Here is a 12180-nt window from a genome sequence, read left to right as displayed (position 1 = left end):
ACATCCGACCGCGTAAGCGCTTCGGTTTCAAGTGCCCCATCGAGGTCATGACCGAGCTGATGGCCAAGCATCACGAGGCTCCCGCCTCAATCCAGTAACTGTGTTGCACTCAGCTCCTGCAACCGCCCAGTCATCCCCATGCCAGTTCCCGCCTGAATTACCGCAAAAAATCAGGTTTTGAAAATCGCAATCAAACTGACCGAATTCCTCTGGCCCGAATCGACCCATTCTGAAATACGAGTTAGGTTTTCCCAAGCGGGTTTCGAGGTAGAGCTGAGACAGCCGCGTAACACTACCGCGCCCATACACGTTCTGCGTCTGGGTCAATGAACCTGATCGCGGGTCAGTCAACCGCGCCTTGGCCAACTCCTCGCCATTACGATTAATTAGCGTCATGACAAACTTTGAAGAAGATGCGCCTAGCAGTTTGTCCAAGTCAGCACTGACCGAAAACATGTACTGATCGGCGTAGGCGAGTTTCTTGTCCTTGTCGTAGCCACCGTGCGCATTGTACGCACTGTCACTTCTGTAATTGAGGTCGAAGTCGACACCTTTCTGGTGTAGCTCGTCTCTCAGGCCACCCCAGGTACCCAACATCCATGGCATTGAAGTAGAGGTTGTCTCTGCGATACAGGTTGCAGGCACACTTAAAAACAGGGCGAACGCAGTGCTCGCGCACTTAATCTCAGGCGCAGAAAATCTCATATTTTTTGTTTCCCTTCTTGAATGGTACCCTCTAGGCACCAATTATTATTTTTGAGTCAGAAGAGCGTTTTGAGCATGCAAAAAAATAGCGACCCCAAACGTGAGGCCGCTGATAGAGAAATCAGAGTTTCCGAATAAGTCCTTCTTGTGCAACAGAGGCAATAAGCCGCCCTTGCTGGTCAAAAATCGAGCCCCGCGAAAGGCCTCGGCCCGCCCCACTCCAAGGGCTGTCATTGACATACAGGAGCCACTCGTCCACGACGCAATCGCCGTGGAACCAAATCGAATGATCCAGACTGGCAACCCGCATGTCTCGCTGCATATCGGAAACGCCATGCGGAAGCAAAGACGTAATCAGCAGTGCCGTATCACTGGCATAAGCCAGCAAGCTTCGATGAACGTCAGTATCGCGAGTGGTGAGCTGCGCAAACCTGAACCAGAAACTCTTTTGCGGCGCACGAGCCTTGGGAGCGCTAGGATCAATAGGCTCTACCGGTCGGATCTCCAGCGCATTGGCGGCTTCGTGGCGACGTTTGATCTCTTCGATCAAATCAGCATCCCCGGCCAGGAGTTCCAGCTCCGTCGGCAAGGCAGACGGAACGGCGACCTCAGGCGCGCAGTGCTGGTGGTGAAACCCCTCTTCAACAGTATGAAATGAACCATCTCCAACGAAAATGACTTTCGAATCCTGCCAGGCTGTGAGCCGCCTGCGGCTGAAGCTTCGACCGTCCTGAACGGTCTCGACCTCATACATCACGGGCGCGTCCGCACGCCCTGGACGCACGAAGTACCCGTGCAGGGAATGCAGTTTTTTATCTGCCAGCACCGTACGCGTCATCGCCATCGCTGCCTGGCCTAATACCTGCCCACCAAAAAGCTGAGGTAATCTCAGGTCCTGGCTCTCACCTTTGAATACATTGGCCTCCACCTCCTCCAAAGCGAAGATGGCGGCTAACTTCTCTGCCGGCGTACTCATCTAGACTCGCCTCGCTGGCGCGCGCATGGACAGGCAAAAGGCGGGAGACAACCTACCCACCCTCACGCCCATGCAGCGCTCGTTATGTCCAGTGCTTCACCGCCCCTTGTAAGCGGGCTCGCGTTTATCGGTGAACGCTGCAATACCTTCTTTGAAGTCTTCGCTCAGAAGGATTCGACGGAAAGCCGTGCGCTCCAATTCCAACGCAGCGTCAAGACCGCAGTCAGCGCCGCGTCGAATCACTTGCAACGACGCCCGCACAGCCAGAGGGCCATTTTTGGTGATGCTGTGAGCAATTTCCAAAGCACGCGGCAGAAGGTTATCCGAGGTAGTGAGCTCACTCACCAATCCTTCTGCGAGCGCTCGCTCGGCGCCAATAGGCTCGCCGGTCAGCACCATTTGAGTCGCCAGGGCGCTGGAGACCACTCGGGACAATCGAGTGACGCCACCGGCACCGGCGATGACACCCCACCGCGGCTCCGGAAGCGCGAACTTGGCATAATCCACAGCAATGCGCAGGTCGCAGGCCAACGCGATTTCAAGCCCTCCGGCATAGGCAAGACCGTTAATGGCGGCAATGATCGGTTTGGTCGTCGGCGAACCGCGGTTGATACCGCAAAAGTCACCATCGTCCAGTTCCTTGACCGCCCTCTCACGCAGATAGGGCAAGAAGGTGCCGATGTCGGCGCCTGAACAGAAGGCCTTGGTGCCGGCCCCCGTCAATACCACAACCTGGATCTCGTCATCGGTATTGATCCGCGACCAGATCTCCTGGAAGGCCAGATGCGTGTTCAGGTCAATGGCGTTCATGGCCTGAGGACGATTGATCGTCACCAGGGCGACAGGACCTTGTTTTTCGAAGTCGATAGCCATGATTATCCTCAGCCCTGCGGCTCAAAACGTTGACGGAGTTCGCGCTTGAGAATCTTGCCGTTGTGGTTGAACGGCATATCCGCGTAGGTGATGAATTCGACACGCTTCGGCAGCTGGTAACTAGCCAGATGCTCCCGGGCATGCGCGACGAGCAGCTCAGGATCACCGACCACCCCATCGTGCAGCACGATGATCGCGGTAACCTCTTCACCCCAGCGCTCGTTGTTCAGACCGATCACTGCAACTTCGCGAACGTGATCATGTTTTGCCAGCACGGCCTCGACTTCCTGGGAATAGACATTCAGCCCGCCGGTTTTGATCATGTCCTTCAGACGGTCGTAGAAGTACACAAAACCGTTGGCATCCATGTGCGCAAGGTCGCCAGTGTGTAGCCAACCATCCTGGTCAATCGCATCAGCCGTCGCATCGGGGCGGTTGTGGTAGCCCAACATGATGGTAGGACCCCGCAGGACGATCTCGCCAATCTCGCCTGGAGGTGCAATGTTGCCCTTGTCGTCAACGATAGCCACCTCGATGTTCTGGAAGGCCCGGCCAATCGATCCACGAGCGCGGTCGTAATCCTCCTCCTTGAGCACCGTCGCAATCGGGCCAGCTTCAGTGAGGCCATACTGGTAGTAAATCTTCACGCCAGGGATGCATGCTTTCATGGCGCTGCGGTCGTTTGCGGTAAGAATGCCACTGCCTACGTACCACCGGGTCATGGAACTCACATCCAGCTCCTTGGCGAGCGGGTGCAAGACGAACTCGCGTGCCAGCGAGGGCGGCATGAAGGTGTTGGTAACGCGCTCTTTATCGATGACGCACAGCACCTCTTCAGTGGCATATTTCTCAAGCAGCGTAGCGGTAGCCCCGAGGTACAAGTGGGGGAGCAACCAGCAATTGAGCGCTGCAGAATGGTGCAACGGCGTAGCGATCAACGTGTTATCGCCCTCCACCATGTCTGTGTCGATGATTTCGTTGAGCGAGTTCCAGAAGAGATTGGAATGGCTCAGCAGCACGCCTTTGGATCGCCCGGTCGTGCCTCCGGTGTAGAGAATCACGGCAGGATCATGTTCGCTCAGGCGGTCTGTCGGGTGGGGAGCGTCTGCATAATCTGTTTTGAACGCATCCAGCGACTCCAGATTCACCACGGGAAATCGCAGCGTTTCCAGCAACCCACCAAAGGCTTCAACATGTTGCTCGGATACGAACAGCACCTTTGAGCCACTGTCCTCGAGCATCATGGAAATCTGCTCAGGCGTTTCCCGATAGTTCAGTGGCACGGCTACGGCACCGATCTTGACGACCCCGTAGAACGCCTCGACCCATTGGCGGCTCGAGCTGGCAAGGAACGCGACCTTGTCTCCATGTGAAACACCCTGCGCCAGGAGCGCGTGGCCTACTCGGTTGGCACCGGACTCGAACTCTGCGTAGGTCGTGCGTCCGACCTTATCGATCAGGGCCACTTTGCTGGGGAAACGCTTGGCATTGTGGGTGATGTGACCACCCAGCAGCATACGGCTAGACATGAAAAATCCTCTTGTAATTGTTTTGAGGCTCCTCAGCGCGCAGATGTTCACGCAGCGTCCGAGCCGTCTGGACGCCCAGAATAACTAACCCACGTTAGTTTGCAATAGGGGAAACGCCGGATTTTTAGAACAAGAATGCCTACAGACAGCCGGGATCCAGCGGAAAAACAGGCCACGCAAGGCCTGAATACCTTGTAATTCAAGCGAAAGGAGATAAAAATAACGCTTGTTAGTTTCCTATACCAAAAACAAGATGAGGACTCACCATGCTAGACCTTTCACTACGCCTCGATGATGCAATCGTGCTGATCACGGGAGGCGGCCGAGGGAATGGCGCATCCCTCGCCCATGGTTTTGCCATCGCCGGCGCGACCGTCATCGTGACCGACATTGACATGAACACCGCATCAGGGACAGCCAAAGCCATATGCGACGAAGGTGGTAAGGCTCATGCATTTGCCCTCGATATCTGTGACGAGGCCGCTTGTATCAATCTCGCAGATCTCATAAGGCGTGAAATCGGCAGTATCACGGCGCTGATCAACAATGCGGGCCTGCTCTTCCGTGCCCCATTCGCCAGCGAAAAGAGCCCGGAGCAGTGGCGTCGAACCCTGGCAGTGAATGTAACTGGCATGTTCAATGTCACCCATGCCTTCCTTGCGCACTTGAAAGAAACGAAAGGCTCAGTTCTCAACATCGGCTCCATCCACAGCTACACATCCGGCTTGGCCTCACTGTCCAGCTACGTGACGTCCAAAGGGGCGGTCTTGCAATTTACCAAGGCACTGGCGTCCGAATTGGCCGCTGACGGTATCCGTGTAAATGGACTCGCGCCAGGCTCGTTCCCGACGGCTATGTCGCAAGAAACACGGCAAGATCCTGGCAAGCTTGAGGCCTTTCTCAGTCACGTGCCCATGGGGCGTACGGGGGAACCGCACGAGCTGGTAGGGCCGGCAGTGTTCTTGACCTCGCACCTGGCAAGCTATATTACTGGCGCGATGGTTCCTGTGGATGGTGGCTATCTGACCCGCTAAGCCGCCCTCCCATTCTTGAAGAGACATTTACCTGATGCGACCTGTAGGCGCGAAACGAGAAGTCACCGAATTGGCCATTCACACCGCTGGCGTGGACTTGATTGCCAAGTACGGCTACGAGGCGATGACCCTGAGAACCCTTGCGGAGCAGGTCGGCATCAAAGCTGCCTCCCTCTACAACTACTTCAGCAACAAGCAAGAGTTCCTAGCCACAGTCCTCAAGGCCGTGATGCGCGATCTGCTGATGGAATTCACCGAAAAGGTGGACCTTCAGCCATCCACATATCAGCGTTTTGAGGCCATGGTAGGCGTGCATCTGCATTTCCATACTGAGCGCCGCAAGGAGGTCTTCATCGGCAATATGGAGCTTCGCAGCCTGGATGAGGACAATTACCGCATGGTTACCCGCTTGCGCTCAGAGTACGAGCGTCGGGTTCGTCAAATCATCGAGGATGGCGTGCAGGAAGGAATCTTCAATGTCTCTGACTGCAACCTCACAACCAAAGCACTGATCTCCATGCTGACCGGTATCTGCACCTGGTATCAGCCGGGGGGGAAGCTCGGGCTGGAGGAGCTGGAGCGGCAACACATCGAACTGTCGCTCAGAATGGTAGGATTTAAATCCACTTGAACCCAAAACCCCACCTCGAAGGTGGGGTTTTCACTGCCAGCTTGCGTCAAGCCTTTTTGTAACGCTCCAAGCTACCACCATGCATGACCTTGCCGGGTAGCTGTCGACCGAAGATATCCTCTGCAAGTTTTGCGACTTCGATCAAGGCGTCGAGATTGACGCCAGTTTCAATACCCATCTCCTCACACATGAATACGAGGTCTTCGGTGCAGATGTTCCCTGCAGCACCGCGATGGCCTGCGAATGGGCAGCCACCCAGCCCCGCACAGGAACTGTCGTATTTCGCAACGCCCAGCTTCAGCGCGGCGTACACATTCGCCAAACCTGTCCCCCGAGTGTCGTGAAGGTGGAGACCTAACGCCAGGTCGGGCCACTTCTCGCGAATGGCGCCAATCGTCCTTTCCATCATCAATGGATTTGCCCAGCCAACGGTGTCAGCAAGGTACACACCCTTGAGCTGTACATCGGCTTCGGTCGCCAGATCCAGCACCTCTCCCACCATTCGGACAACCTGGGGGATGGGCATATAGCCTTCGTAGTTGCACCCGAAAGCAGTCATGACGTAGCCCCACTCAACTGGAACACCATGCTCTGCGTATGACTTCAGCCAAGCGCGCTGCTCATCGAGCGTCTGCTCGATGTTCTTGTTGGTGTTGTTGACTGAAAACGCTTCTGACGCAGTTACCCGGATCGCGCCGATGATATCGAGCTGAGATTTGTAAGCACGCTCTAGCCCTTGCTGGTTCAGCCAGAGACCGGTGTAGCGCACGCCAGGCTTCTTGTTGATGGCAGCCGCCAGCTCATCAGCGTCCGCCATCCCTGGAACGCGCTTCGGATTGACGAAAGAAACGCAGTCAATCTGCTTCAGGCCCGTCTCAGCGAGCGCTTCAATCAGCTCAGTCTTCCGATGCAGTGGGATAGGATTGGCTTCGATCTGGAACCCTTCACGGGGCCCCTCTTCGTTGATCAAGATTTTCTTTGGCAGGTCGCTCATTTGTTTACTCCAGATTCTGACCAGCGTGTACGCCTTCCAGGAACTTGTTCGGGCGAAGGAAGAAGGAAAGCACCAGCGCCCCATTGGGCGATCGCGCCAGATGCTGATTACCGCGAGGACGCCAAACGAAGTCGCCTGCGACCACCTCACCCTCGTCATCTACGATGCTGCCTTCCAGCACGTAGGTCTGCTCCACCTCGACATGCTCATGCAAAGGAAGCTTGGTGCCAGGCGCCCAACGGAATAATGCAGTGAGCAGGCCGCTTTCCTTATCCTGCAATAGAATTTTCATGTCGATGCCAGGTGTTGGCGTAGGCTTCCAAGGGAGTGATTCAACGTTGATATAGCGCGACGCCAGTTCAGCGAGACCTTCAATGCCCGGCACGTTGGGTGTGGTAACAGCCATGACGATCTCCTCTTAAGCTTGTTGTTCTGCGGCGACAGCGAACAGGCTTTCGCTGTGCTCATCAATGAAGCGAGTGTGAACCTTTGCTTCGAGATACGCAGGTTCAGCCAACACGCGGAGCAGGAACTGACGATTGGTTTTCAGGCCGGAAATCTTGAGCTCGGAAAGTGCTTTTTTGAGGCGAGAAACTGCCTCTGCACGGTCTTTCCCATGAGCAATTATTTTCATGATCATCGGGTCGTAGAAAGGCGTGATTCGATCACCGGCTACGAACCCGCCATCAATCCGAACGCCCTCGACCTGAGGCATCTCGAGCGCTTCGATCAGGCCTGGAGCAGGCATGAATTTCTTCTCAGGAGACTCCGCGTAGAGACGGGCCTCAATGGCGTGCCCATTGCGCTGGATCGATTGCTGCGTCAACTCAGCCTCCACGCCCTCCCCCAGCGCATGACGAATTTGAGCTTCAACCAGGTCTACCCCAGTCACAGCCTCCGTGACAGGGTGCTCTACTTGAATACGCGTATTCATCTCAAGGAAGAAATACGATTTCGATTTGTCGTCGTAGAGAAACTCTACGGTACCGGCACCATCGTATCGGCAGAGTTTGGCGAGGTTTACGGCAGCTTCCGCCATGTGCGCCAGGACATCCGACGGCACGTTCGGCGCGGGAGACTCTTCAAGCACCTTTTGGTAGCGGCGCTGGATCGAGCAATCGCGCTCAAAGAGGTGCACAGCCTCACCATTGCCAAAGCCAAACACCTGCACTTCGATGTGGCGAGCACTTTCAATCAGCTTTTCCAGGAAGACAGTCCCATCGCCGAAAGCACGCTCGGCCATACGCTGTGTTGCAGCGACCGCCTCAACCAGGTCAGCAGGCGAATGAACAGGCTTGAGCCCGATACCGCCACCACCCGCTGAAGCTTTGACCAAGAGTGGGTAACCCACCACTCTGGCGGCATTGATCAGCGCCTCAGGATCTTCGGCAGTAACGTTTTCCGCGGCGGGTTGCACAGGAACACCCGCTTTGATGGCCAGGTGACGGGAGCGCTGCTTGTCCCCCATTGCCTTGATCACCTCAGCGGTGGGGCCAATGAAGGTAATGCCGGCAGCAGCGCAAGCGTCGGAGAAGTCGGTGTTTTCAGACAAGAAGCCATAGCCGGGGTGTACCAGTGTTACACCGTTCTCTTTGGCAACTCGCAACACCTTCTCCGCATCTAGATAGCTTTCCGCCGCTTTGGACGGGCCAATCAGAAACGCCTCATCAGCAGCCTTCACGTGCTGAGATTCGGCATCTGCTTCGGAATACACCGCAACGGTAGGAATTCCGAGAGCCTTGGCGGAGCGAATCACCCGGCATGCGATCTCGCCGCGATTCGCGATCAGTAGTTTTTGTTCTGTCACGATCATCTCCTAAAACTAACAGTTGTAAGTCACTAGCATCGATACGTTCGCCTCTGCTTGTGCGCCGCTATCTCTAGGCAATGCGACCATAAGCTGAAAAACGACGACCAGGCTTGTGCTGGAAACAAAGCCTAGCTATACTCTCGAAAACTAACAACGGTTAGTAAAACAAAAAAGGAGAATCCCTTGAGCACAACGCAGCTCCTGGTCGAGCGCCAAGGCCCCCGCGCCACCATCATCCTGAGCAATCCTGCCAAGCGAAATGCGATCGCCACCGCAACTGCCAGGAACCTGGTCGACACGTTGATACAGCTGGATGGTGAGCAGGACATCCGAGTCATTGTCATCACGGGTGAAGGCGAGTGCTTCTCCTCTGGCGGTGACCTCGACGAATTTCTTTCGACTGTCGATGCAGGTGGTACCCAGCTGTGGGAAACCGGCGAACCTTGGCAGCGCCTTTTCAGCGTAATTCCGACCCTGAGTAAGCCGGTGATTGCCCGCGTCGTTGGCCCAGCCATGGCTGGAGCGTGCGGCCTGGTCGCTGCGTGCGACTTTGCGTATTGCACCGAAGGCGCCAAGTTCGGCTCTCCGGAAGTGAAGATTGGCCTCTTCCCGCTTTTCATCCTTCCGGCGCTTCTAGGTCGGCTGGGAGAGCGCCACGCCCTGGATCTGGCCCTCACCGGCCGCACCATTGATGCCCAGGAGGCCTACCGCATGGGCCTCGTCAATCACGTTGCGACGGCTGATGAAATCGACACGCTGGTAGACCAGCTGGTGAAAACCTTCACACATCTGGAGCCCGCCACTGTCCGTCGGGGCAAGCACGCGTTCAACAAGATCTCGTCCGTCGGCCTGATTGAAGGCTTGGAACTGGCCCGCGGCCTGCGTCCTGCCTTCATGTGCTCCGAAGAGCTTCGTCGCGGTATCGAGAAATTTTTTGCCAAGAAAGAGGTGAAGGCATGAGCGGCTACGAAAACGTAAAAGAACTGCAACGTCGCGTCGAAATTGCACGCGCCGGCGGTTCAGACAAAGCAAAAGAAAAACACCAGGCTCAAGGTAAGATCCTGGTCCGCGACCGTCTCAACATGCTCTTCGACAACGGTGAGTACCTTGAGGACGGTTTGCTGGTCGGCGCATCTCGCGGAATGCCTGGCGACGCCGTGGTAACTGCAATTGGCAAGATCAACGGCCAAGAAGTCGCTGTCATTGCAAACGACATGACTGTCAAAGCGGGCACTTGGGGCTACCACACCTTCCGTAAAATCGTTCGCATGCAAGAAATTGCTGTGGATGCCAAGATGCCAATCATCTACCTCGTGGACAGTGCTGGCGCTCGTATCGACAGCCAGTTCGATTGCTACCTGGGAAGGATCGCATGGGGCAACATTTTCTACACGCAAGTGCAAATCTCGGGGGTAGTACCCCAGGTCTGCGTCATGTTCGGCCCCTCTCCCGCGGGTTCTGCCTATGTACCAGCGTTGTGCGACCTGGTCATCATGGTCGACAAACAGGCAACTGCTTACCTGGGTTCTCCGCGGCTGGCTGAAGCGGCAATCGGCGAGAAGGTAACTGAAGAGCAAATGGGCGGTGCTCGCATGCACTGCGCCATGAGCGGGCTCGGCGACTACCTGGCGCAAAATGAAGAAGAAGCACTCAAGGCAGCGGCTGACTACCTTCGCTTCTTCCCAAGCCACAACAGCCAGCTTCCTCCTCTGCGTGAGCCGAAACAGCCCGCGTCCAAACGTTCGATCACCGAAATCGTTCCCGCAGACCAGAACCGTCCGTTTGAGGTGAGGGAGCTCGTTGAATCGCTTGTGGACGAAGACTCGATCTTTGAAGTGAAGGCGCTCTTTGCCAAAGAGATCTACACCGCGTTCGCTTACCTGGGCGGCCGCCCTGTCGGGATTATCGCGAACAACTCGAAGAACAAAGGCGGTGTTCTGTTCAACGACAGCGCAGACAAAGCTACCCGTTTCATCTGGGCGTGCAACGCCTTCAACATTCCACTGCTTTTCCTGCAGGACATCAGTGGCTACATGATCGGTAGCGCCGTGGAAAAAGCGGGGATCATCCGTCACGGCGCCAAGCTGCTGCATGCCGTGTGCGAGGCGAAGGTGCCGCGCATCTCCGTCATGGTTCGCAAAGGTTACGGCGGTGGCTACCTGGGTATGTCAGGTGGTCCGACCATGCCTGACGCACAGCTCGCCTTGCCGGGTGCAATGCCGGCTCTGATGGGCCCAGAGGCTGCCATCAACGCCATCCACTACAACGAGATCCAGGCCCTGGAAGGTGAAGCGCGAGCTGCGTTCATCGATGAGAAGCAGAAGGCCTACGCCAAGGACATCAACGCGTTCGATCCTGCGGATCAATTCTCCTTCGAAGCGGTTATCGATCCAGACGATCTGCGTGACGAGCTGATCAAGCGCTTTGCCTTGTACAGCCGCCGTGAAATTCCTCGCATCGATCGCCGCAACGGCATCTACCCGGTTTAACCCCTGACAATTAGAAAGGATTTAGCTGATGAGCGAAATCAAAGCACCCATGGCCGGCAACATTTGGAAGATCAACGTTCAGGTGGGGCAGGAGATCAACTTCGGCGATGAAGTCATCATCATGGAATCCATGAAGATGGAGATCCCGGTAGAGGCCGATGACTCGGGCGTCGTTAAAGAAATCAAGGTCGTAGAAAACGACACCGTCGACGACGGGCACGTTCTCATTGTCCTGGGTTAATCCTGAGAGATTTTGTCCATGAAAATTGCATCCTTCATCTATGACGGGCGCAGTTCGTACGGTGTCGTTGATGGCGACACCGTTTCGGACGCCGGCGCAGTGCTCGGTCAACGTTATTCCGATTTGCGCTCCGTTCTAGCGTCCAGCAACGGTCTGGATGAACTCGCTGCGCTGCGCGATGCGCCGACGCTGAGCGTAGACCAGGTCCAATGGCTGCCAGTCATCCCAAACCCCGACAAGGTGCTGTGTGTCGGCCTGAACTACCTGAAGCATATAGTCGAGACTGGCCGCGAAGTACCAAAGCACCCCACCCTGTTCACTCGATTCGCGAGTGCTCAGGTTGGTCATGATCAGCCACTCATCCAACCCAAGGCCTCTGCTGCTTTCGACTTTGAGGGCGAGCTGGCGATCGTCATAGGCAAATCGGGTCGGCACATCTCAAAAGAAAATGCGCTTCAGCACGTAGCCGGTTACAGCCTTTTCAACGACGGATCCATTCGTGATTGGCAGCGACACACCCTGCAGTTCACTGCAGGTAAGAATTTCGTCGGGAGCGGTAGCTTTGGCCCTTGGCTCGTCACCCAGGACGAAATCACCGATATCGACAGCCTCGTCCTGGAGACGCGCCTGAACGGTGAGGTGGTTCAGCGTGAAGGCCTTGATGATCTGCTGTTCAAGATCCCTGAGTTGATTGAATACATCTCAACCTTCACCGAGCTTCTGCCGGGAGATGTGATCGCAACTGGAACCCCCGGTGGCGTAGGTGCATTCCGTACCCCGCCATTGTGGATGAAACCTGGTGATGTTGTTGAAGTTGAAGTGGAGGGAATCGGAACACTCAAAAATACCGTAAATGCTGAGTAATACTTAAATGGTGGAAGGCGTCCACGCGCGCCTT

Annotated in this window: 12 protein-coding genes and 1 pseudogene; 6 read left to right on the top strand and 7 right to left on the bottom strand. The window is 55.9% G+C overall.

Annotated elements, in window-relative coordinates; translation table 11 throughout:
* Positions 1 to 138: 138 nt before the first annotated feature.
* The 4 genes and pseudogenes from OO258_RS27635 to OO258_RS10365 form a co-directional block, all read right to left on the bottom strand.
* Positions 139 to 597 (bottom strand): annotated as a pseudogene (locus OO258_RS27635) (carbohydrate porin); the annotation flags it as partial.
* Positions 598 to 826: 229 nt separating this feature from the next.
* Positions 827 to 1681: an acyl-CoA thioesterase gene (locus tag OO258_RS10375; protein WP_110743189.1), complete on the bottom strand. Its 855-nt coding sequence runs from the start codon at positions 1679 to 1681 to the stop codon at positions 827 to 829.
* 96 nt (positions 1682 to 1777) lie between these two features.
* Complete coding sequence (locus OO258_RS10370) at positions 1778 to 2554, bottom strand: enoyl-CoA hydratase/isomerase family protein (RefSeq protein WP_266030234.1); 777 nt, start codon at positions 2552 to 2554, stop codon at positions 1778 to 1780.
* 8 nt (positions 2555 to 2562) lie between these two features.
* A complete protein-coding gene (locus tag OO258_RS10365) occupies positions 2563 to 4083 on the bottom strand; it encodes a class I adenylate-forming enzyme family protein (protein WP_266030233.1) in 1521 nt (506 codons plus the stop codon).
* 266 nt (positions 4084 to 4349) lie between these two features.
* Between OO258_RS10365 and OO258_RS10360 the strand changes: the two genes are divergently transcribed.
* Positions 4350 to 5117: an SDR family NAD(P)-dependent oxidoreductase gene (locus OO258_RS10360; protein WP_110743192.1), complete on the top strand. Its 768-nt coding sequence runs from the start codon at positions 4350 to 4352 to the stop codon at positions 5115 to 5117.
* A gap of 34 nt (positions 5118 to 5151) precedes the next feature.
* Positions 5152 to 5748 (top strand): TetR/AcrR family transcriptional regulator, encoded by a 597-nt coding sequence (locus tag OO258_RS10355; protein WP_266030231.1) that lies wholly within the window; start codon positions 5152 to 5154, stop codon positions 5746 to 5748.
* Positions 5749 to 5794: 46 nt separating this feature from the next.
* On the opposite strand, the gene OO258_RS10350 is transcribed toward OO258_RS10355, so the two are convergent.
* From OO258_RS10350 to OO258_RS10340, 3 genes are read right to left on the bottom strand one after another with little or no spacing between them, the layout of a single operon-like run.
* Positions 5795 to 6742: a hydroxymethylglutaryl-CoA lyase gene (locus OO258_RS10350; protein ID WP_110743193.1), complete on the bottom strand. Its 948-nt coding sequence runs from the start codon at positions 6740 to 6742 to the stop codon at positions 5795 to 5797.
* Between the two features lie 4 nt (positions 6743 to 6746).
* Entirely contained in the window at positions 6747 to 7148 is a 402-nt protein-coding gene (locus OO258_RS10345) for a cupin domain-containing protein (RefSeq protein WP_266030228.1), read from the bottom strand.
* Between the two features lie 12 nt (positions 7149 to 7160).
* Positions 7161 to 8549 carry an acetyl-CoA carboxylase biotin carboxylase subunit gene (locus OO258_RS10340; protein ID WP_110743304.1) on the bottom strand — a complete coding sequence of 463 codons (1389 nt, stop codon included), beginning with the start codon at positions 8547 to 8549 and terminating at the stop codon, positions 7161 to 7163.
* Positions 8550 to 8735: 186 nt separating this feature from the next.
* Between OO258_RS10340 and OO258_RS10335 the strand changes: the two genes are divergently transcribed.
* Genes OO258_RS10335 through OO258_RS10320 form a run of 4 tightly spaced genes read left to right on the top strand, consistent with a single transcriptional unit; the run spans position 8736 to position 12146 of the window.
* The gene (locus tag OO258_RS10335; protein ID WP_110743195.1) at positions 8736 to 9512 is read left to right on the top strand and encodes an enoyl-CoA hydratase/isomerase family protein; all 777 of its coding nucleotides are present in this window, start codon (positions 8736 to 8738) and stop codon (positions 9510 to 9512) included.
* A complete protein-coding gene (locus tag OO258_RS10330) occupies positions 9509 to 11041 on the top strand; it encodes an acyl-CoA carboxylase subunit beta (protein WP_110743196.1) in 1533 nt (510 codons plus the stop codon). Before OO258_RS10335 ends, OO258_RS10330 begins: the two co-directional genes overlap by 4 nt.
* A 28-nt stretch (positions 11042 to 11069) precedes the next feature.
* Entirely contained in the window at positions 11070 to 11282 is a 213-nt protein-coding gene (locus OO258_RS10325; RefSeq protein WP_047602697.1) for a biotin/lipoyl-containing protein, read from the top strand.
* A gap of 18 nt (positions 11283 to 11300) precedes the next feature.
* A complete protein-coding gene (locus tag OO258_RS10320) occupies positions 11301 to 12146 on the top strand; it encodes a fumarylacetoacetate hydrolase family protein (RefSeq protein WP_266030225.1) in 846 nt (281 codons plus the stop codon).
* Positions 12147 to 12180 lie beyond the last annotated feature (34 nt).

Origin of the sequence: Pseudomonas sp. DCB_BI (genome assembly GCF_026240995.1) — a bacterium.
In the GTDB taxonomy this organism is placed as follows: domain Bacteria; phylum Pseudomonadota; class Gammaproteobacteria; order Pseudomonadales; family Pseudomonadaceae; genus Aquipseudomonas.
This window is presented reverse-complemented; position numbering and strand designations above follow the sequence as displayed.

Excerpts from the sequence above, each read along its gene's own strand:
- OO258_RS10360 (WP_110743192.1), top strand. The coding sequence starts at position 4,350 with ATGCTAGACCTTTCACTACGCCTCGATGATGCAATCGTGCTGATCACG.
- OO258_RS10320 (WP_266030225.1), top strand. The coding sequence starts at position 11,301 with ATGAAAATTGCATCCTTCATCTATGACGGGCGCAGTTCGTACGGTGTC.
- OO258_RS10355 (WP_266030231.1), top strand. The coding sequence starts at position 5,152 with ATGCGACCTGTAGGCGCGAAACGAGAAGTCACCGAATTGGCCATTCAC.
- OO258_RS10330 (WP_110743196.1), top strand. The coding sequence starts at position 9,509 with ATGAGCGGCTACGAAAACGTAAAAGAACTGCAACGTCGCGTCGAAATT.
- OO258_RS10375 (WP_110743189.1), bottom strand. The coding sequence starts at position 1,681 with ATGAGTACGCCGGCAGAGAAGTTAGCCGCCATCTTCGCTTTGGAGGAG.
- OO258_RS10345 (WP_266030228.1), bottom strand. The coding sequence starts at position 7,148 with ATGGCTGTTACCACACCCAACGTGCCGGGCATTGAAGGTCTCGCTGAA.
- OO258_RS10325 (WP_047602697.1), top strand. The coding sequence starts at position 11,070 with ATGAGCGAAATCAAAGCACCCATGGCCGGCAACATTTGGAAGATCAAC.
- OO258_RS10350 (WP_110743193.1), bottom strand. The coding sequence starts at position 6,742 with ATGAGCGACCTGCCAAAGAAAATCTTGATCAACGAAGAGGGGCCCCGT.
- OO258_RS10370 (WP_266030234.1), bottom strand. The coding sequence starts at position 2,554 with ATGGCTATCGACTTCGAAAAACAAGGTCCTGTCGCCCTGGTGACGATC.
- OO258_RS10365 (WP_266030233.1), bottom strand. The coding sequence starts at position 4,083 with ATGTCTAGCCGTATGCTGCTGGGTGGTCACATCACCCACAATGCCAAG.